Below are 20800 nucleotides of genomic sequence, written 5' to 3'. Positions count from 1 at the left end.
TTTTTCTTTGTATTTTATAATTTTTGTTGTGACTCAACTAAGAGTCACAACATTATTAAACTTTTTTCAAGTTGAAGTTTTAAAAAAGATAAATTATTATCTTCCTCTCTCTTCTTGGATAGCTTTTTGAACTGACGCAGGAACTTGTGCATACTCTTCAAATTCCATAGAGTAAGTTGCTCTTCCTTGAGATTTAGATCTTAAGTCAGTTGCATATCCGAACATTTCTGATAAAGGTACTTTAGCGTTGATTATCTTCGCTCCGTTTCTATCAGTCATTCCTCCGATCATTCCTCTTCTTGAGTTGATATCTCCTATGATATCTCCCATGTACTCTTCTGGAGTAGTTACTTCTACTTTGAAGATTGGCTCAAGGATGATTGGTTTTGCTTTTTGAGCAGCTTGCTTAAGTGCCATAGATCCAGCAATTTTGAACGCCATCTCTGACGAGTCAACCTCATGGTATGATCCATCATAAAGTGTAACTTTTAAGTCAACCATAGGGTATCCAGCTACAACTCCACCTTCAAGAGCTTCTCTACATCCTTTTTCAACAGCAGGAATATATTCTCTAGGAATTGCTCCTCCTGTTATTTTGTTAACAAATTCGAACTCTTTACCAGGGTTTGGCTCAAGAGTAATCTTAACGTGTCCGAATTGTCCTTTTCCTCCAGATTGCTTAGCATACTTAACTTCTTGATCTTGTTTAAGAGTTATAGTTTCTCTGTAAGCAACTTGTGGTTTACCAACTGTTGACTCAACTTTGAATTCTCTTTTCATTCTATCAACGATGATCTCTAAGTGTAATTCTCCCATTCCTGAGATGATTACTTGTCCAGTTTCCTCATCAGTTTTAACTCTGAATGTAGGATCCTCTTCAGCAAGCTTTGATAAAGCTAGACCCATTTTCTCTTGGTCAACTTTTGTCTTAGGCTCAACTGCAACTGAGATTACTGGCTCAGGGAACTCCATTTTCTCTAGAACGATTGGAGCATCTTCAGCACATAGAGTATCTCCAGTAGTTGTATCTTTTAATCCAACTGCTGCTGCGATATCTCCACAGTAAACAACTTCGATTTCCTCTCTTTTGTTTGCGTGCATTTGAAGAATTCTTCCCATTCTCTCTTTTTTACCTTTTGTTGAGTTTAAAACGTAAGATCCTTTTGTTAGAACTCCTGAGTAAACTCTGAAGAATGTTAATCTTCCAACAAATGGGTCAGTCATAACTTTAAATGCTAAAGCAGCAAATGGAGAGTTATCTGAAATCTCTCTAGTTATTTCTAACTCTTCGTTCTTAACGTCTGTTCCTTTGATTATTCCTTTATCTGTTGGAGCTGGCATGTACGCGATGATAGCATCTAGTAAAGCTTGAACTCCTTTGTTTTTGAATGCAGTTCCACAAGTAACTGGTACTATTGTGTTTGCTAATGTTGCAGCTCTTAAAGCAACGTTGATTTCAGCTTCAGAGATTTCTTCTCCTCCGAAGAATTTCTCCATTAACTCATCAGAAGTTTCTACTACTGATTCGATCATGAAGTTTCTAGCTTCTTCAGCAGCATCTGCTAATTCAGCTCTGATATCTTTAACTTCAAAATTCTGTCCATTGTCAGAATCTTTTGGCCATACAATCTCTTTCATTGCTAATAAGTCGATAACTCCTTCGAAGTCATCCTCAGCACCGATTGGTAATTGAATAGGTACTGGATTAGATCCTAATTTTTCTCTAATATCGTTAACACACATTTCGAAGTTAGCTCCGATTCTGTCCATTTTATTAAAGAAAGCTATTCTAGGTACACCATATTTGTCAGCTTGTCTCCAAACTGTTTCAGACTGTGGTTGTACTCCGTCAACTGCTGAGAATACAGCAACTGCACCGTCAAGTACTCTTAGAGATCTTTCAACCTCAACTGTAAAGTCCACGTGTCCTGGTGTGTCTATTATATTTACTCTGTGATTTTTCCAGAAACATGTTGTAGCAGCAGAAGTAATTGTGATACCTCTCTCTTGCTCTTGCTCCATCCAGTCCATTGTAGCGGCACCTTCGTGAACCTCTCCAATTTTATGAGCTACTCCAGTATAGAATAAGATTCTCTCTGTTGTAGTAGTCTTTCCTGCGTCGATGTGAGCCATGATACCAATGTTTCTAGTCATTTCTAAAGAAACGCTTCTAGCCATTTTGTTATCCTCCTAAATTTTAAATTACGACTGAAATTAGAACTTGTAGTGTGCGAAAGCTCTGTTAGCTTCTGCCATTTTGTAAGTATCTTCTTTCTTCTTAATAGTAGCTCCCTCATTGTTTGCTGCTGCTATTAATTCTGCTGCTAACTTTTCGATCATTCCATACTCTTTTCTTTGTCTTGTATAAGTAGTTAACCATCTGATAGCAAGAGTTTGTTGTCTCTCAGGTCTTACTTCTACTGGAACTTGATAAGTAGCTCCTCCGATTCTTCTTGATCTTACTTCGATCTGTGGCTTAATGTTGTCTAATGCTTGCTTAAATACATCGTACCCCTCTTGACCAGTTTTTTCTTTTATTAAATCCATTGCAGAATAGAATATTCCTTCAATGATTGACTTTTTTCCATCTAACATGAAAGAGTTGATAACTTTAGTTACAACTTTATCAGAATATCTTGAATCAGGTAATACATCTCTTTTTACTGCTGCTCTTCTTCTTGACATTTACTGTCCACCTCCTTAATAAATTATTACGCTTTCTTAGCTCCGTATTTAGATCTTGATTGTTTTCTCTTAGCAACTCCAGCTGTATCTAAAGCTCCTCTGATAACTTTATATCTAACTCCTGGTAAATCTTTTGTTCTTCCTCCTCTTACTAGAACGATTGAGTGCTCCTGTAAGTTGTGTCCCTCTCCTGGGATGTATGAAGTTACTTCGATTCCGTTAGTTAATTTTACTCTGGCAACCTTTCTTAAAGCTGAGTTTGGTTTCTTAGGTGTAGTAGTATAAACTCTTACACACACTCCTCTTCTTTGTGGGTTTCCTTGTAATGCTGGTGATTTTTTACTCTCTTCTAGAGTTTGTCTTCCTTTTTTTACTAATTGACTTAAAGTAGGCATTTTACCCTCCTTCCTCTGAATTTTTTTATTTATTATTTTTAAATAATATTTAACTTTAGTATTATAATCGCTTTATTGCAAAAAGTCAAAGATAATTTTACCACAATTTTATTTTTTTACAACTATTTTTTTAATTCTTCTAGCTCTAGAGCTGTTTCATCCCAGCTTTCCATAGCATCTAGAATTCTTTCATCTCTTAAATCTATCTCTTTTTGAATGTCCATTAATTCATCCAAATTGTTACTTTTTCCAGCAATTTCATATTTCTTTTCTAAATCACTTTTTTCACTTTCTAATCTTTCTATTTCTTCTTCTAGTTTTTTATATTTTTTTTCTAAGGTTGTTATTCTATTTCTATTTCTTTTTTGTTCCTCATAATTTAAGCCTGCTGTCTCATCTTTTGGTTTCACATTATCCTTTTGCGAAATATACATTTCATAATCCCCTTTGAATAAAGTTGCTCCATCTTTAGTAACCTCATATATATTATTAACAACACTTTCTAAAAAATATCTATCGTGAGATACAACAATAATTGTCCCGTCATAATCTTCCAAAGCTTCTTCTAATATTTCTCTAGAATAAATATCTAAGTGATTCGTTGGTTCATCTAATATTAAAAAATTAGGTTTCGATAAAATTAGTTTCATAAAAGCTACTCTAGCTTTTTCTCCTCCAGATAAAGATTTTATTTTTTTATCTACATCGTCTGCTGAAAAAAGAAATCCACCAGCTATAGTTCTTGCCTCTTCATCACTCATTGGAAAAGTATATAATAACTCTTCTAGTATCGTATTCTCCATTTTTAATCCTTGATGATTTTGATCATAATAACCTATTTTTACTCTTTCTCCTAATTCCACATCTCCACTTTTAGCTTTTTCTAGCCCATTAACTATTCTTAAAATAGTTGATTTTCCAACTCCATTTTTTCCAATTATTCCAATTCTATTTCCTCTAAAAACTGTTAAATTCAAGTTATTAAAAAGTTTTTTTTCTCCATAACTCATACTTAAATTTTTTAATTCTAAAACTTTATCCACACTTGGAGTTTCAACTTCAAATTTAAGTTTAATTTTTCTTACTCCTATAATTGGATTATCGCTTTTTTCCATTCTATCTAAAAGTTTTTGTCTTCCTCTAGCTTGTTTTGATTTCTGTCCAGCTTTATAACGTCTTACAAACTCCTCCATTTTTCTAATTTTATCCTGCTCTTTTTCAAAAGATTTTACTGCTCCTGATAAATAAGCCTCTTTTTGAATAACATATTCAGAAAAATTACCTTTATAAGCTTTTAATGTTTTTCCTTCTATTTCAAAAACTCTATTAACAATATTATCTAAAAAGTATCTATCATGTGATATAACTACAAAAGCTTTTGGATAATCTTTTAAAAATTTCTCTAGCCACTCAATTGCCACTAAATCTAAATGGTTAGTTGGTTCATCTAATATTAATAACTCTGGTTCTTCTAATAAGATTTTTCCTAAAGCTACTCTCGATTGTTGCCCTCCTGAAAGATCTTTTATTTGTACTTTCCACATCTCTTCTGGAATACTTAAACCTATTAATATTTGTTTTACTTTATATTCAATTGCATATCCTTCTTCTTGCTCATATCTACTACTTAAAACAGCTAACTCTTCCATATGTTTATCAAAATTTTCTAAATCATTTGCAACCAAATTATTTAACTCTTTTATTCTTTCATAGTCCGATTTTAAATTAGAAAACACACCTATTAGCTCATCAAAAATTGTATTTTCTTTGTTTAGATTTATACTTTGAGAAAGATATCCTATTTTTAATCCACCTTTTTTAGAAATTGTTCCTCTTTCATTTGTTTCTGGATTAGGATCTCCCTCTTCTAATTCCATCATCATTTTTATTAACGTTGATTTTCCTGCTCCATTAACACCTATTATTCCAATTCTATCCTTTTCATCTATTGAAAATGTAATATCTTTTAGTAAAGACTCTCCTGAAAAGCCTTTATATAAACTATTTACACTTAGTAAAGCCATCATCATTCTCCTTTTTATGTATTTATCCCTTTAATTATACCATAACTTTAAAAAAAGAGTGGATTTATCTTTCCACTCCTTTATTATAATATTCTAGACTCAAAATTGTTAAACTAATTAAAACTATTAAAAGCCCCATTGGATAAAAATAGTTATATGTAAAGCTTAACTGAATGCATACAGCTATTAAAATTGGTCCTAATAATGCTGTTATTGAAAATCCTAATGAATAATCCTGTAAAACTGGTGTTTCTAATTTAGGATCACATATTCTTAATAATAGTAAACCTGTTATAAATACTCCTGTTGATGTTCCAAACATTGCTAAAGTTCTTTCTAAATGATAATCTTTAAAATATTTTTTAGAAAGTTGATCTATCACTATCCAAGTAATTGTAAATCCAACTAAACTAGTAACTACAATTGGAAATATATAACTTATAACTCCTCTTAAAGGAATTGTTGCTACTGCTGCAACTATTGCAAATTCTGTTAGTGTTCCTGTTATTTTCCCCTTTACTTTAGAGTCTACACTCCACTCTAACTTTAGTTTAATCATTGTTTTCCATACAAAAAACATAACTATCATACCAAATGACCAAATCGTTAATTTTGATAATAATGGAATTTGAAATTTTTTAAATATATTTAATGTTATTATAGCTAAACCAGAAACAGAAAAAATAATAGCCAAGTGATAAGCTAAGGTATCAACCGTTGTTGTTAACATAGTTTCTTTTCCTAAGATTGCTTGTTTCTCTCTATTTTTTATATATCCATTTTTATACTCTGATAACACTTCATTTTTTAAAGTATTCCCAAATTTTCTTCTTATTTGAAATATACCAAAAATAATTCCTGTAACTAATCCAATTGTTGCTAGTGTTACCGTTACCCCTTGAGCTAATTCCCAATAGTTACTTTCTAGTTCCTTTAAAGTCCTAGCAACTACTCCAGCGGTTCCATGCCCACCCGCAAATGCAGAGTTTAACTCAGCTCCAAAACTTTTGTATAATTTAATGTTAAATACTTTATCAAAAATAAAGTTAATGAAATATCCTATAAATAGTTGTATAAATGTTACTAAAAATAATATTCCACCTGTATTTATCGTGTTTTGAAAGACTTTATTTTTTCTTCCTAACTCCATTCCTAAAGGAATCGATACTAAAATAGGTATAATCAAAACTCCTGGTATAGCTCTCATATCATTAATCCAGTTTTTAGGTATTACCTCATAATACTTTCCAAAAAAATCTGGCCCTATAATTAATCCAATTATTCCACCTATTACAGAAGCTGGTATAAATAGTTCCTGAAATATCCTTACCTTACTTTTTATAATTATTCCTAATATTAATAAGATACTTAGATATGCAGTTATATTTAAGAAATCATTCATTTATAAATTCTCCTGATTTTCCTCCAGTTTTTTTACATAACTTTATATCGCTAATTAACATTGTTTTGTCCATAGCTTTACACATATCATAAATTGTTAAAAGTGCTGTAGATACACCTGTTAAGGCTTCCATCTCTACTCCTGTTTTTCCAAAAGTTTTAACAATCACTCTAGCTTGGATAGTTAAATCCTCATCTAAAAAATCAAATTCAACTTCTACACCTGTTAAGAATAATGGATGACACATAGGAATTAAATCACTAGTTTTTTTGGCTGCCATAATACCCGCAACTCTAGCCACTCCCAGAACATCTCCTTTTTCAATAGTACCTTCTTTTACTTTATTGTAAGTTTCCAAATTCATAGTAATTTTTCCACTTGTTATAGCAACTCTTTTAGTTTCTTTTTTTTCTGTTACATCTACCATTACTGCTTTTCCATCTTCATTAAAATGTGTTAACATCTTTTGTAAGCCTCCTATGAATCAACTCTCCATTATTTTTAACTTTTAATATCTCTGCCATAATCTCTATAGCAATTTCATATGGACTTCCATCAGATATTTTTAATCCTATTGGAGAGTATAGTTTTTCTTCAGGTATAACTATTTCACTTTCTAATATCTCTTTTTTTATCTCTATAACTTTTTTTCTACTTCCAATCATTCCAATATATCTACTTTGTTTCTTCAAAACACTTCTTAATGCCTTCTCGTCTGTTGCATGTCCTTTAGTAACAATTACATAATAAGAATTTTCATTCTCAGCTAGTTCTTCTATAAGTTGATTATAATCTCCTATTTTTATATCTGTCGTATAACTTTTATACTCTTCTCTGTCATCAAAAATAACTCTCTCAAAGTCAGAACCATCTAATATTTCATATAACTTCTGCCCTATGTGTCCTGCTCCTATAATAACAATACGATTTTTAGGATTTATAACTTTTATGTATCCTTCAACACTACCACCGCAACTCATACCTAACTCAGCCTCTTTTGTTAAATCATAGTTGAAATTTTGATTTTCATTTTCTTCTAAACATTTTCTAGCTTGATTAATAACTCTATGCTCTACCAATCCACCACCAATAGTTCCTATAAAATTTTCTTCCCATACACCCATTAAAGTTCCTTCTTTTCTAGGTGTTGACCCACTAGATTTAGTTAATGTAACTAGAGCTACTTTTTTTCCTGATTTAACAATTTCAAAAATTTTCTCCAAAATATTTAAATCCATCCTTCTCCCCTTTCTCTACAATTTCACTAAAAATAGCTTCAACAACAGAACCACCTAAAGCTCTAGCTTTATCAGATATTGTAAAGCAATTATTATATTGGTTTAATCTTGGATCTATATCAGCAATCTTTAAACCTTTTTTTACCTCATAATCATCTCTAATTATTCCTCTTAATAAGCCATCTATGCTAGCACTAACCACTTCATTATTAATAGTTCCTATTGTTTCATCTTTTTTTACAATATCACCAATTTTTTTTAAAGATTTAAACTTTCCAGACACTTTAGCATAAATAACCCTCTCAGTTGTAAATCCACCTATATCTCCTGGATTTCCTGTATTTTTTTCAGCTTCACCAACTTTTATAATTCTTCCTAAATTATGACCTCTCATTGTTTCTATAACAATTCCTACATCTTTTCCTGCTATAAATCCAGGTCCTAATCCTATTGTTATTGGTGCCATCATTATTGTTGTTCCTAAATTTTTTTTCGCTATAATCGCATCTACTACAATATTAGGTTTTAATTTTTCTATCCATTTCCCATATGAATCTATTGCTATAGGTATCTCTTTATTTAACCAACACTTTTTAATTTCTTCAAGTGTTTCGATTTTTCTAGCTTTTACACCTTCAACAACCTGTTCTCCATTTAAATTATATATACATTCTGAAAAAGATACTGTTCGGCGAATAGAACTAGGCTTATCTATTTCTAAAACCAGTATTTTAAAGCCACACTTATACAAACGATGAATAACTCCTGTTGCTAAATCTCCTGCACCCCTAATTATAGCTAACATAATCACTCCTTATTTTTCAAGAAATTTATTTTTATACTCCCAATATGAACTTTCCAATCTTTTTGCTATTTCACCAAAAATTTTACAAGTATTTTCAATAAAATATTCATCTACTGTAATTCTTTTTCCTGTTCTTAAATTAAATATTTTAACTATCTCTTTTTCTATTGATTCAGGTATCTCTGTCATATAATCATGTAGATAATCGTTTCTAATTTTTCTAACAATTCCAATAAAATTTCTCTCATTTTCATCTAAAGAAAATTTACTTTTCATTGCTTCTTCTAAAAATAAAATATAACTATTTAAATAAGACATATTTTTATTTTGAATCTCCTCTAAATCTAAGTGCTTATCATATGCAATATCTTTAGTTATATTTTTCAATAAAACTTCAAATATCATAAAAATATTTAACAGATTACTCATATGATGTATCTCTTTAAAAGCATTATTATTTATAAAATAACACTTACTATATTTAGAAAATTCTTTTTCATTATCTCTTGTAGAGGTTAAAGATTCTCTAGAAACTTTCTGATACTCTTTTAAAAAAATACTATTTATACTATACATTCTATATATTGTAGTCATTCTTATTTCAAACTCTTCAAAAAACTTTGCACTTTCATCATTTACTACAAAATAGGGATTAGGCTCACATGGAATTGTCTCTATTTGTATGCAAATATTCTTTAAATAATCTCCACTTTTCTCTTCTTTATGCTCACAGCTTTTACATCCACAATTTTCGCTATTACACTGTATTTTTTTTTCATTATTTTCTTCTATTTTTACAACTTCTTGATCCTTTTTTTTTGCAAAAATTCTTTTAAAAAATTCCATGATTCACCTCTGTTTTCTAAAGACTTCTATACCAATTCCAAGCTGTTTCAATTATCTTTTCAACATCTGTATATTCAGGTTTCCATCCTAATATATCTCTTGCTTTTTCACTAGCTGCTACTACTGATGCTGGATCCCCTTCTCTTTTTTCAACTACCTCTGATTTTATATCAACATTTGTAACCTTTTTAGCTGCATTTAGCATTTCTAAAACTGAAAATCCATTCCCATTTCCTAAGTTATAAATTCCACTGATATTTTTATCTAATGCTGGTAAAGCAGCAATATGTGCTCTCACTAAGTCAACTACATGAATATAATCTCTTATACCAGTTCCATCTTTTGTTGGATAATCATCACCATAAATACTTAGTTTTTCTCTTTCCCCTTTTGCTGCTTGTAAAATTATTGGAATTAAAGCTGTTACACCATCACCTTTTTGTCCTATATGATATTTTTCATGAGCTCCTCCAACGTTAAAATATCTAAATATAGAATAATTTATCCCGTAAGCTTTTGCTGCATCTATTATAACTCTTTCAGCCATTAATTTACTAGCTCCATATGGATTTATTGGAGCAGTTGGATAATCTTCATACACTAAACCATCACATTTAACTTCGCCATAAACTGCAGCAGTTGATGAAAAAATTATATTTTTTACATTATATTTTTTCATAACTTCAACTACATTCATAACTCCATAGGTATTATTGAGATAATATTTATTTGGTTCAAAAACACTTTCACCAACTTTTATATAACCTGCAAAATTCATTACAGCATCTATTTCATTTTCTTTAAAAATATTTTCAAAAGAATTTATATCTCTTATATCTCCTTGATAAAATTTTGCTCTCTTATCAACTAATTCTATATATCCGTTCTCTAAATTGTCTAAAACAATAACATTATACCCTGAATCTAATAATTCTACCACTGCATGACTTCCTATATAACCCGCGCCACCAGTAACTAATATATTTTTCATATAACACCTCTCTACAATTTAATTTTATCTATTAAATTATAGCACAATTTTACAAAAAATAAAAAAAGATTGGCAACTTCCTATCCTCCCAGGGGGCTGCCCCCCAAGTACTTTCAGCGTTTATGGGCTTAACTTCCAGGTTCGAAATGTTACTGGGTGTACCTCCATAGCTATCGTTGCCAATCAATATTTATTTGTGTGAACTATGAATTTTCCATAGTCGTGACTTTGTCACTTCTTGGATCATTCAAAACTATATAGTAGTATATTAAGGTTAAAACTTCGATATATTAGTATTGGTCAGCTAAAAGTCTCACAACTCTTACACCCCCAACCTATCAACCTCCTAGTCTCGAAGGTATCTTAAAGAGTACTTATCTTGAAGTCAGTTTCCCGCTTAGATGCTTTCAGCGGTTATCTGTTCCAAACGTGACTACCCAGCTGTGCCACTGGCGTGACAACTGGTACATCAGAGGTTTGTCCATCCCGGTCCTCTCGTACTAAGGACAGATCTTCTCAATACTCTAACGCCTACAGTGGATAGGGACCGAACTGTCTCACGACGTTCTGAACCCAGCTCACGTACCGCTTTAATGGGCGAACAGCCCAACCCTTGGGACCTTCTCCAGCCCCAGGATGCGATGAGCCGACATCGAGGTGCCAAACTCTACCGTCGATATGGACTCTCGGGTAGAATCAGCCTGTTATCCCCAGGGTAGCTTTTATCCGTTGAGCGACGACCCTTCCATTCGGAATCGCCGGATCACTATGTCCTGCTTTCGCACCTGCTCGACCCGTCAGTCTCGCAGTTAAGCTCTCTTATGCCATTGCACTCTGCGGTTGATTTCCATCCAACCTGAGAGAACCTTTGAACGCCTCCGTTACTCTTTCGGAGGCGACCGCCCCAGTCAAACTGCCCACCTAGCACTGTCTTCGAGGGTACAAACCTCAAATTAGAATTCCGACATAGTATGGTTGGTATTCCACCAGTGACTCCGCGTAATCTAGCGACCACGCATCATAGTCTCCCAACTATCCTATACATACGATGCCAAAACCCAATACCAAGCTACAGTAAAGCTCCATGGGGTCTTTCCGTCCTACTGCAGGTAACCGGTATCTTCACCGGTAATACAATTTCACCAGGCCTCCCGTCAAGACAGCTCTCAGATCGTTACACCATTCGTGCAGGTCGGAACTTACCCGACAAGGAATTTCGCTACCTTAGGACCGTTATAGTTACGGCCGCCGTTCACCGGGGCTTCAATTCGGAGCTCTCACTCCTCCTCTTAACCTTCCGGCACTGGGCAGGTGTCAGCCCATATACGTCGCCTTACAGCTTAGCATAGACCTGTGTTTTTGTTAAACAGTCGCCTGAGACTCTTCACTGCGGCCTCTCATAGCTTTGCGTCGCGTGTACGCTCACCATAAAAGGCACCCCTTCTCCCGAAGTTACGGGGCTATTTTGCAGAGTTCCTTAACGAGAGTTAGCCTGTCCGCCTTAGATTTCTCATCCTGACCACCTGTGTCGGTTTGGGGTACGGGCACTAATATCTTTATAACGCTTAGAAGCTTTTCTCGGCAGTGTGGTATTTGCACCTTCCATCTTACGACTCCTCATCACACCTCACGTTTAGTCTAGCGGATTTTCCTACTAGACCACGCTACATGCTTGAACTGGCACTTCCGTTCGCCAGCGTGCATAACCTCCTGCGTCCCTCCATCACTTGATATCAGTGGCACAGAAATATTAATCTGTTTTCCATTCGCCTACGCAATCTAGCCTCGGCTTAGGACCCGGCTTACCCAGGGGAGACAAACTTTACCCTGGAACCCTTGGTCTTCCGGCGTGGGGGATTCTCGCCCCCATTCTCGCTACTTATTCCTGCATTCTCACTTCTGATACCTCCAGAGTCTCTTGTCGATTCTCCTTCAACGGCCTACAGAACGCTCTCCTACCAGTCGCTTACGCAACTCCACAGCTTCGGTTTATAACTTAGCCCCGTTACATTGTCGGCGCAGAGACTCTCGACCAGTGAGCTATTACGCACTCTTTAAAGGTATGGCTGCTTCTAAGCCAACCTCCTGGTTGTTTGTGAATCTCCACCTCCTTTCCCACTTAGTTATAATTAGGGACCTTAGCTGGTGGTCTGGGTTGTTTCCCTTTTGACCATGGAAGTTAATTCCCATAGTCTCACTCCTGAGCTCTAGAATTATGGTATTCGGAGTTTGATTGACTTCGGTAAGCAGTATGCCCCCTAGGTCATTCAGTGCTCTACCCCCATAATTGAACACTCAAGGCTGCACCTAAATGCATTTCGGAGAGAACGAGCTATCTCCTGGTTCGATTGGCTTTTCACCCCTAAACCTACCTCATCTCCCAACTTTTCAACGGCGGTGAGTTCGGGCCTCCACTGTGTCTTACCACAGCTTCACCCTGGACAGGCTTAGATCACCAGGTTTCGCGTCTACGCCCAGCGACTATGTCGCCCTATTCAGACTCGGTTTCCCTTCGGCTCCGTTAAACTTAACCTTGCCACTGAACGTAACTCGCAGGATCATTCTCCAAAAGGCACGCCATCACCCCAAAGGGCTCTGACCGCTTGTAAGCACACGATTTCAGGTTCTATTTCACTCCCCTCCCGGGGTTCTTTTCACCTTTCCCTCACGGTACTATGCGCTATCGGTAAGTAAGAGTATTTAGCCTTACGAGATATGGTCCTCGCAGATTCACACAGAATTCCTCGTGTTCCGTGCTACTTGGGAGAGATCATACATTTGATACGGTTTACCTGTACGAGGCTTTCACTCTCTACGGCAGGCCTTTCCAGACCTTTCCAGTTCGGCGTATCATAATGTCGAATACCTTGCAGTTCTTCAGACGATCTTCCCGCTACCCCGTAGATGCAACGGCTGCATCCTTGGCACATCTACGGTTTGGGCTCACCCCCGTTCGCTCGCCGCTACTTAGGGGATCGTTTTTACTTTCTTTTCCTCGGGTTACTTAGATGTTTCAGTTCACCCGGTTCCCTCTTTCGTGCTAAGACTCCATCTTAGCAGATTTCTCCATTCGGAAATCTTGGCATCACAGTTCGATTGCAACTCCACCAAGCTTATCGCAGCTTACCACGTCCTTCATCGGCTCTTACTTCCTAGGCATCCTTCGTGTGCCCTTAATATTTTAACCTTGTAATATAATTCATATTATTTAGACAGACTAACTACTCAATTTAAGATTGACTTAAAAATGAATTGTTAGTTAATTTAGAATATTTTCTCAATATCTACTATATAGTTTCCAATGTCCAAGTTTGATAATGTTTTGGTGGAGATAAGCGGAGTCGAACCGCTGACCTACGCAGTGCAAGTGCGTCGCTCTCCCAACTGAGCTATATCCCCATACTTACAAAGAACAGTATCAATCGAATAGAGAAAAAGTTAGTCTCCTTAGAAAGGAGGTGATCCATCCGCACGTTCCCGTACGGATACCTTGTTACGACTTCACCCCAATCGCTAATCACACCTTAGGAACATCCCTCCTTACGGTTAGGCCTGCTACTTCAGGTGCAACCAACTCTCGTGGTGTGACGGGCGGTGTGTACAAGACCCGAGAACGTATTCACCGCAACATGCTGATTTGCGATTACTAGCGATTCCAACTTCATGTACTCGAGTTGCAGAGTACAATCCGAACTAAGAACAGCTTTAAGAGATTAGCTCACCCTCGCGGGTTGGCAACTCTCTGTACTGCCCATTGTAGCACGTGTGTAGCCCAGCGTATAAGGGGCATGATGACTTGACGTCATCCCCACCTTCCTCCTGCTCATCGCAGGCAGTATCGCATGAGTGCTCAACTTAATGGTAGCAACATACAATAGGGGTTGCGCTCGTTGCGGGACTTAACCCAACATCTCACGACACGAGCTGACGACAGCCATGCACCACCTGTCACCAAGTTCCGGCAAGCCGGCACGAATCCATCTCTGGAAACTTCTTGGGATGTCAAACGCTGGTAAGGTTTCTCGCGTTGCGTCGAATTAAACCACATGCTCCACCGCTTGTGCGGGTCCCCGTCAATTCCTTTGAGTTTCACACTTGCGTGCGTACTCCCCAGGCGGATCACTTATCGCGTTAGCTTGGGCGCTGAGGTTCGACCCCCAACACCTAGTGATCATCGTTTACGGCGTGGACTACCAGGGTATCTAATCCTGTTTGCTCCCCACGCTTTCGCGCTTTAGCGTCAGTATCTGTCCAGTGAGCTGACTTCTCCATCGGCATTCCTACAAATATCTACGAATTTCACCTCTACACTTGTAGTTCCGCCCACCTCTCCAGTACTCTAGAAAAACAGTTTCCAACGCAATACGGAGTTGAGCCCCGCATTTTAACATCAGACTTATTTTTCCGCCTAGACGCGCTTTACGCCCAATAAATCCGGATAACGCTTGCGACATACGTATTACCGCGGCTGCTGGCACGTATTTAGCCGTCGCTTCTTCTGTTGGTACTGTCACTTTCTTCTTCCCAACTGAAAGCACTTTACAATCCGAAGACCTTCATCGTGCACACAGAATTGCTGGATCAGGCTTGTGGCCCATTGTCCAATATTCCCCACTGCTGCCTCCCGTAGGAGTAAGGGCCGTGTCTCAGTCCCCTTGTGGCCGTTCACCCTCTCAGGCCGGCTATCCATCGTCGCCTTGGTGGGCCGTTACCCCACCAACTAGCTAATGGAACGCAAGGCTCTCTCTTGGCGCATATAGCTTTCATAAGTTTCCCATGCGAGAATCTCATAATATCCGGTATTAGCTGTCGTTTCCAACAGTTGTCCCAGACCAAGAGGCAAGTTCCTTACGCGTTACTCACCCGTCCGCCATCCTCGTTACCCGAAGGTAACTTGAATCGACTTGCATGTGTTAAGCATTCTGTCAGCGTTCATCCTGAGCCAGGATCAAACTCTTCATTCAAATATATTTAAAGTCCTAAGACTTACGTTTACACCATTTATTGGTTTGCCATTTCTGGCATTTTGTTATTTTCATAACTTCTGACTATTTTCTCTATTCGGTTGTTAATGTCCTTTTTCTACAATTCTTGTCGGCGGTGTTTCCCGCTGACAAAAATTATAGTATCATAAATTTTAAACTTCGTCAATAACTTTTTTTATTTTTTTAAAAAATTTCCATTATCTTATCCATAAGTTTCTTTTTTTCTACGTCTTTTTTTACAATTAATTTATCTTTAAATACTACTTCACCATTCACTAATACTTTATAACTTCCAACAACTGTCCCAGCCTTTATAGGGGCTATTAATTTTTTTTCTCTTTCCGTAACTATCGAAACGTCAGCATCTTTTTTTACAATTTTGGAAAAAGATTTAGTTCCATATGTTTTTACATCTGCAACATATCCACCTGAAATTGGTATTGATACAACTGGTATATCTTTTTTTATAATATCTTTATTTTTATAATTTTCATGAAATTTTTCATTTAACTCAAGTATTTTTCCATCTCTTATTTTAGGAGATTTTCCTCCCATCACAACAGTTACTATATTAGCATTATCTTTATCACTTAAAACCGTTATATTAAACCTTGATTTCGTATGATATCCTGTTTTTAAACCATAGATACCTTCTTTTCCTAAAAGATGAATTGTACTTTTTAACTTGTAACTTCCATTTTTTATTTCAGCAGTTTTTTGTCTTGCAATTGCTATATATTCAGGATACTTTAAAGCTTCTATAGATAACCTATATATTCCGTTAGCTGTTCCCATATCCAATTTTTTTCTAGTCATATGATCTGGTAATCCTGCAGGGGTATGAAACTCTAATTCATTTTCTAATCCCAAACTTTTAGCCTTTGCATTCATCATATCTATAAATCTTGGAATACTACCTTTTCCAGAGTGCTTAGCCAATGCATAAGCAGCATTATTAGCAGATTTTATAGCTGCTGATTTAAGTAAATCTAGTACTATTATTTTTTCTCCACTCTCCATAGGAATAGAGCTTCCTCCGGCACTTAAAATCTCCCAATCAACTGTTACTTCATCATATAAACCTATGTTTCCTTTTCTTATTTCATCTAAAGTTACTAATATAGTCATAACTTTAGTTACAGAAGCTAATGGATATTTATGAGTTGAATTCTCTTGGTAAAATACATTACCTTCATCATCTCCCAATACATAAGCTCTATAATCTGGAATATTATCTTTTACTACTTTACTTTGAGTACTTTTTGAAAAAGATAAAGTTGATGCAATTAATACGAAAACCACAACTAATTTCTTCATAGCTTCTTCCTCCAAATAAAAAAAATTTAGGAACTATATTTTTATAGTTCCTAAATATTATACATTATTTTTGTTTTTTAGCCAAGTAGTCTTCTATAGCTTCTTTTAGAGCCTCTTCTGCTAGAACAGAACAGTGCATTTTCGTAGCTGGTAATCCACCTAAAGCTTCTGCAACTACTTTATTTGTTATTGCTAACGCTTCATGAATATCCTTACCTAGAACCATTTCAGTTGAAACTGATGATGTTGCTATTGCTGACGCACATCCAAAAGTTCTAAATTTAACATCTGTTATTATATCATTTTCTATTTTTAAAAATATTTCCATAATATCTCCGCAAGATGGATTTCCAACTTTACCATATCCATCAGGATTTTCCATAGTTCCTACATTTCTAGGATTCATAAAATGATCCATTACTTTTTCTGTATATTGCATAATTTTCTCCTTAGTTTTTAATTGTTTTTATTTTCTATATTCATTCCACAAAGGTGATAACATTCTTAATTTTTCAACAACTTTTACAACTTGCTCTATTGTATAATCTATTTCCTCTTTTGTATTATACTTACCTAAACTAAATCTTATAGTTCCATGAGCAAATTCTGGTTCAATACCCATTCCTAATAAAACATGTGATGCTTGTAGCTCATCTGATGAGCACGCTGATCCAGAGCTTACAGCTACACCTAAATAGCTTAAAGATAAGAGAATTGACTCTCCTTCTAAATATTTAAAAGTTATACTTGAAGTTCCAGGTAATCTCTCTACCGATTTTCCATTTACTACAACTTCTGGAACTCTTTTAACTATTTCATCTTCAAAATAATCTCTCAATTCTTGCTCTCTTTTTATTTCAATATCCATATCTTGGCAAGCTATTTCTAAAGCCTTAGCCATTCCTACTACTGCAGGGGTATTTGTTGTTCCAGGTCTTAACTTCTTCTCTTGTCCTCCACCTGTTATCGTTCTAGCTACCCTTACACCTTGTCTTATATAAAGAGCAGCAATCCCTTTAGGACCATGAAATTTATGTCCTGAGAAAGTTAATAAATCTGCTCCTAATTCTTTTGGATATACAGGAATTTTTCCAACACTCTGAACTGCATCTACGTGTAGTAAAATTCTATTTTTTTTAGCTATTTCACCAATTATTTTTATTGGTTCTATAGTTCCAACTTCATTATTTGCATGCATCATTGATATTAAAATTGTCTCAGGTGTTATCGCTTCCTCTAAAGCTTTAACATCTATTACTCCATTACTATCAACTGGTATAAATGTTACTTTATACCCATCTTGCTCTAAATCTTTAAAGGTATTTTTTATAGCTGGGTGCTCTATTGAGCTTGTTATTATATGATTTCCTCTATTTTTATATGCTTTAGCTACGCCTCTAACTGCAATGTTATCTGATTCAGTTCCAGAAGCAGTAAATATAATTTCTTCTGGCTTAACTTTTAATAAAGTCGCAATCTTTTCTCTTGCTTCTGAAACAGCTATTCCCGTTTCCTTTCCAAAAAGGTGCATACTAAAAGCATTTCCATATTCCTCAGTTAAAAAAGGCATCATTGCTTCTAATACTTTAGGGTCCATTTTTGTAGTTGCATTATTATCCAGATAAACTCTCATAGTTATCGTCTCCTTAAGTTATCATTTATATTCTTACACCAAGATAATAACATTCTTTACCATATATGTCAACAATTAAAAACTTTTTTTGTATACTTTTTTATACTTTTTCACCATGCTTACAATACATTTTTATTTCGCATTCCAAACATTTTGGTCTTCTAGCAATACACTTATCTCTTCCTTGAAGAATTATATAATGAGAAAAGTCTATCCAATACTCTTTTGGTATTATTTTCATTAATTCTTTTTCTATTTTTATCACATCTTGCTCATTAACTAATCCTATTAAATTAGTTAATCTTTTTACATGGGTATCAACTGTTATTCCATCAGCTAACCTCCATATTTCACCTCGAACTACATTAGCAGTTTTACGCCCTACTCCAGCTAATCCAACTAACTCATCCATTTCTTGCGGTACTTTTCCATCATATTTTTCAATAAGTTGCTGGCTACATAATTTTATATTTTTAGCTTTATTTCTATAAAAACCAGTACTTTTTATTAATGTTTCAATATCTTCTAATGGCATTGCTGCAAATTGTTCTGGAGTATTCACTATTTTATACATATTCTCTGTAACAATATTTACTCTCACATCTGTACATTGAGCTGACAATATAACCGCTACTAAAAGTTCAAAGGGTGTTGTATAATTTAAAGCACACTTTGGATGCCCAAATTTATTTTGTAAAACCTCTATTACTTTTAAAGCTCTTTCTTTTTTTCTCAAAATGCCCTCCACTATTCAAAAACTTTCATATATAAAAAATAATCGATACCTCCATGTTCTATTTGCCCTTTAAACTTAAACTGAGCCTTTTCAAAACATAAAATTGACCTATCATTTTCTTCTAAAATATACGCTACAACATATTTTAAATTTTGATATTTAAATCTTAATTCGTCTATACTTGCATTTACTATTGTTGTGGAATAACCTCTCCCTCTTATACATTCAGCTAAATATAGGGAAATTTCTGCACCTTCAAAATCTTCGTCTAGTTGAAATTTTACATTTCCTAAGAAAGTTCCTTTTAAGTCTTCGACAGTAAACATTGCATAATTAGGAGAACTTATTAAGAATTTATACCATCTTTCATGATTCTTTTTTTGTTCTTCCTCATCATTTTTACAATATTTTTTTACATAGTTCAAATTTAAATGATTATATATATTTTCTATGTCATCCGTCGTGGTTTCCCTTACTACTATCACTACTTTATAACAATCCTATTATATTTTTTCTTTCCTTGTTTTATCATCATAGCTCCATCTATAAACAAGTCATTTGTTATCTCCATAGCAAAATCCGTTACTTTTTCATCATTTATAGTTAAACCATTTTGCTGAACTAATCTTCTTCCTTCACTCTTTGTTTTTAATAATCCTAATTCAACCATTAAATCTACTACACCTTTTCCTAAAACTTCCTCTGTTACTTCTGATGTTGGTACATTTGTTAAATCAAGTCCACCTTGACCAAATAATGCTTCTGATGCTTGTTTTGCCTTTTCAGCTTCTTCTTTTCCATGAACAATTTTTGTCACTTCATAAGCTAATACTTTCTTAGCTTCGTTTATTTCTGCTCCCTCTAATGATGAAAGTCTTCTAACTTCATCCATAGGTAAGAATGTTAACAATGCTAATGGTTGAGCTACGTCTGCATCTGGAAGATTTCTCCAATATTGATAAAACTCATATGGAGATGTTTTTTCTGGATCTAACCATAAAGCTCCTTTTGCTGTTTTTCCCATTTTATTACCTTCACTATTAGTTAGTAAAGTACATGTCATTGCATAGCCTTGTTTTCTGTCTTTTTTTCTAATTAAATCTACTCCTGCAATCATATTAGACCATTGGTCATCTCCACCTAGCTGCATAGTACATCCAAACTTTCTATTTAAAACTAAGAAGTCATATCCTTGCATTAACATATAGTTAAACTCTAAAAACGATAGTCCTCCATTTTCCATTCTAGACTTAAAGCACTCTGCAGATAGCATTCTATTTACAGAAAATTGAGATCCTATATCTCTTATGAAATCAATGTAATTTAATCCTCTTAACCAATCAGCATTATTTACTAATAAAGCTTTATCGTCAGAAAAATCAATAAACTTTTCCATTTGTTTTTTTATAGATGCTACATTGTGAGCTATGATTTCATCTGTCATCATTTGTCTCATATCTGTTCTTCCACTAGGATCTCCTATTTGTGCAGTTCCTCCACCTATTAAAGCTATTGGTCTATGTCCATGTTGCTGCATATGTGACATAAACATCATAGCTATAAAATGTCCCACATGTAAGCTATCTGCTGTTGGGTCAAACCCTATATAAAAAGTTACTTTTTCCTTTGCAAGCAACTCTTTTATCTCCTCTTCGTGAGTCATTTGTTTTATGTATCCACGATCCTTTAAAACTTCAAAAACATTTGACATTTTTATTTCCTCCATATTTTAATTTTATTTCT

Annotated in this window: 16 protein-coding genes, 1 tRNA gene and 3 rRNA genes; all 20 read right to left on the bottom strand. The window is 34.9% G+C overall.

Annotated elements, in window-relative coordinates; all coding sequences use genetic code 11:
* Positions 1 to 96: 96 nt before the first annotated feature.
* Positions 97 to 2178 (bottom strand): elongation factor G, encoded by a 2082-nt coding sequence (gene fusA / locus H5J23_RS03125; RefSeq protein WP_023051097.1) that lies wholly within the window; start codon positions 2176 to 2178, stop codon positions 97 to 99.
* Positions 2179 to 2214: 36 nt separating this feature from the next.
* Positions 2215 to 2685 (bottom strand): 30S ribosomal protein S7, encoded by a 471-nt coding sequence (rpsG, locus tag H5J23_RS03120; protein WP_023051096.1) that lies wholly within the window; start codon positions 2683 to 2685, stop codon positions 2215 to 2217.
* A 26-nt stretch (positions 2686 to 2711) separates the two neighbouring features.
* Positions 2712 to 3080 carry a 30S ribosomal protein S12 gene (gene rpsL / locus H5J23_RS03115; RefSeq protein ID WP_023051095.1) on the bottom strand — a complete coding sequence of 123 codons (369 nt, stop codon included), beginning with the start codon at positions 3078 to 3080 and terminating at the stop codon, positions 2712 to 2714.
* Positions 3081 to 3202: 122 nt separating this feature from the next.
* Positions 3203 to 5104 carry an ABC-F family ATP-binding cassette domain-containing protein gene (locus H5J23_RS03110; protein ID WP_185890956.1) on the bottom strand — a complete coding sequence of 634 codons (1902 nt, stop codon included), beginning with the start codon at positions 5102 to 5104 and terminating at the stop codon, positions 3203 to 3205.
* 64 nt (positions 5105 to 5168) lie between these two features.
* A complete protein-coding gene (locus H5J23_RS03105; RefSeq protein ID WP_023051093.1) occupies positions 5169 to 6506 on the bottom strand; it encodes a hypothetical protein in 1338 nt (445 codons plus the stop codon).
* Positions 6499 to 6969, bottom strand: a complete 471-nt coding sequence (gene moaC / locus H5J23_RS03100) for a cyclic pyranopterin monophosphate synthase MoaC (RefSeq protein ID WP_023051092.1) — start codon at positions 6967 to 6969, stop codon at positions 6499 to 6501. The genes H5J23_RS03105 and moaC overlap by 8 nt, the downstream gene beginning before the upstream one ends.
* Positions 6953 to 7744 (bottom strand): XdhC family protein, encoded by a 792-nt coding sequence (locus tag H5J23_RS03095; RefSeq protein ID WP_023051091.1) that lies wholly within the window; start codon positions 7742 to 7744, stop codon positions 6953 to 6955. Before H5J23_RS03095 ends, moaC begins: the two co-directional genes overlap by 17 nt.
* Positions 7713 to 8549, bottom strand: a complete 837-nt coding sequence (gene yqeB / locus H5J23_RS03090; RefSeq protein ID WP_023051090.1) for a selenium-dependent molybdenum cofactor biosynthesis protein YqeB — start codon at positions 8547 to 8549, stop codon at positions 7713 to 7715. Before yqeB ends, H5J23_RS03095 begins: the two co-directional genes overlap by 32 nt.
* A gap of 9 nt (positions 8550 to 8558) precedes the next feature.
* Entirely contained in the window at positions 8559 to 9395 is an 837-nt protein-coding gene (locus tag H5J23_RS03085) for a hypothetical protein (RefSeq protein WP_023051089.1), read from the bottom strand.
* Positions 9396 to 9411: 16 nt separating this feature from the next.
* Positions 9412 to 10386, bottom strand: coding sequence for a UDP-glucose 4-epimerase GalE (gene galE, locus H5J23_RS03080; protein WP_185890954.1), 975 nt, complete (start codon positions 10384 to 10386; stop codon positions 9412 to 9414).
* A 67-nt stretch (positions 10387 to 10453) separates the two neighbouring features.
* A 5S ribosomal RNA gene (gene rrf / locus H5J23_RS03075) occupies positions 10454 to 10570 on the bottom strand.
* Between the two features lie 86 nt (positions 10571 to 10656).
* Positions 10657 to 13573: ribosomal RNA gene (locus tag H5J23_RS03070) — 23S ribosomal RNA — on the bottom strand.
* 136 nt (positions 13574 to 13709) lie between these two features.
* Positions 13710 to 13785: transfer RNA gene (locus H5J23_RS03065), tRNA-Ala, on the bottom strand.
* A gap of 52 nt (positions 13786 to 13837) precedes the next feature.
* Positions 13838 to 15350 (bottom strand): 16S ribosomal RNA (locus H5J23_RS03060).
* Together the 16S, 23S and 5S rRNA genes with 1 tRNA gene alongside form the textbook arrangement of a ribosomal RNA operon.
* Before the next feature lie 204 nt (positions 15351 to 15554).
* Positions 15555 to 16688, bottom strand: a complete 1134-nt coding sequence (locus H5J23_RS03055; RefSeq protein ID WP_185890952.1) for a D-alanyl-D-alanine carboxypeptidase family protein — start codon at positions 16686 to 16688, stop codon at positions 15555 to 15557.
* Between the two features lie 64 nt (positions 16689 to 16752).
* Complete coding sequence (gene nifU / locus H5J23_RS03050) at positions 16753 to 17127, bottom strand: Fe-S cluster assembly scaffold protein NifU (RefSeq protein WP_023051506.1); 375 nt, start codon at positions 17125 to 17127, stop codon at positions 16753 to 16755.
* Between the two features lie 27 nt (positions 17128 to 17154).
* Positions 17155 to 18321: a cysteine desulfurase family protein gene (locus H5J23_RS03045; protein ID WP_185890950.1), complete on the bottom strand. Its 1167-nt coding sequence runs from the start codon at positions 18319 to 18321 to the stop codon at positions 17155 to 17157.
* Positions 18322 to 18421: 100 nt separating this feature from the next.
* Positions 18422 to 19057: an endonuclease III gene (gene nth, locus H5J23_RS03040; RefSeq protein ID WP_040405945.1), complete on the bottom strand. Its 636-nt coding sequence runs from the start codon at positions 19055 to 19057 to the stop codon at positions 18422 to 18424.
* A gap of 11 nt (positions 19058 to 19068) precedes the next feature.
* A complete protein-coding gene (locus H5J23_RS03035) occupies positions 19069 to 19542 on the bottom strand; it encodes a GNAT family N-acetyltransferase (RefSeq protein WP_023051509.1) in 474 nt (157 codons plus the stop codon).
* A complete protein-coding gene (gene tyrS, locus H5J23_RS03030; RefSeq protein ID WP_040405947.1) occupies positions 19542 to 20768 on the bottom strand; it encodes a tyrosine--tRNA ligase in 1227 nt (408 codons plus the stop codon). The genes H5J23_RS03035 and tyrS overlap by 1 nt, the downstream gene beginning before the upstream one ends.
* Between the last annotated feature and the right edge of the window lie 32 nt (positions 20769 to 20800).

Origin of the sequence: Cetobacterium sp. 2G large (assembly GCF_014250655.1) — a bacterium.
Lineage (GTDB): Bacteria > Fusobacteriota > Fusobacteriia > Fusobacteriales > Fusobacteriaceae > Cetobacterium_A > Cetobacterium_A somerae.
The sequence above is the reverse complement of the archived record's forward strand: the minus strand, read 5'-3'. Positions and strand labels throughout refer to the sequence as shown.

Excerpts from the sequence above, each read along its gene's own strand:
- H5J23_RS03110 (WP_185890956.1), bottom strand. The coding sequence starts at position 5,104 with ATGGCTTTACTAAGTGTAAATAGTTTATATAAAGGCTTTTCAGGAGAG.
- H5J23_RS03095 (WP_023051091.1), bottom strand. The coding sequence starts at position 7,744 with ATGGATTTAAATATTTTGGAGAAAATTTTTGAAATTGTTAAATCAGGA.
- moaC (WP_023051092.1), bottom strand. The coding sequence starts at position 6,969 with ATGTTAACACATTTTAATGAAGATGGAAAAGCAGTAATGGTAGATGTA.
- yqeB (WP_023051090.1), bottom strand. The coding sequence starts at position 8,549 with ATGTTAGCTATAATTAGGGGTGCAGGAGATTTAGCAACAGGAGTTATT.
- fusA (WP_023051097.1), bottom strand. The coding sequence starts at position 2,178 with ATGGCTAGAAGCGTTTCTTTAGAAATGACTAGAAACATTGGTATCATG.
- nifU (WP_023051506.1), bottom strand. The coding sequence starts at position 17,127 with ATGCAATATACAGAAAAAGTAATGGATCATTTTATGAATCCTAGAAAT.
- tyrS (WP_040405947.1), bottom strand. The coding sequence starts at position 20,768 with ATGTCAAATGTTTTTGAAGTTTTAAAGGATCGTGGATACATAAAACAA.
- rpsL (WP_023051095.1), bottom strand. The coding sequence starts at position 3,080 with ATGCCTACTTTAAGTCAATTAGTAAAAAAAGGAAGACAAACTCTAGAA.
- H5J23_RS03055 (WP_185890952.1), bottom strand. The coding sequence starts at position 16,688 with ATGAAGAAATTAGTTGTGGTTTTCGTATTAATTGCATCAACTTTATCT.
- H5J23_RS03045 (WP_185890950.1), bottom strand. The coding sequence starts at position 18,321 with ATGAGAGTTTATCTGGATAATAATGCAACTACAAAAATGGACCCTAAA.
- rpsG (WP_023051096.1), bottom strand. The coding sequence starts at position 2,685 with ATGTCAAGAAGAAGAGCAGCAGTAAAAAGAGATGTATTACCTGATTCA.
- H5J23_RS03085 (WP_023051089.1), bottom strand. The coding sequence starts at position 9,395 with ATGGAATTTTTTAAAAGAATTTTTGCAAAAAAAAAGGATCAAGAAGTT.
- H5J23_RS03105 (WP_023051093.1), bottom strand. The coding sequence starts at position 6,506 with ATGAATGATTTCTTAAATATAACTGCATATCTAAGTATCTTATTAATA.
- galE (WP_185890954.1), bottom strand. The coding sequence starts at position 10,386 with ATGAAAAATATATTAGTTACTGGTGGCGCGGGTTATATAGGAAGTCAT.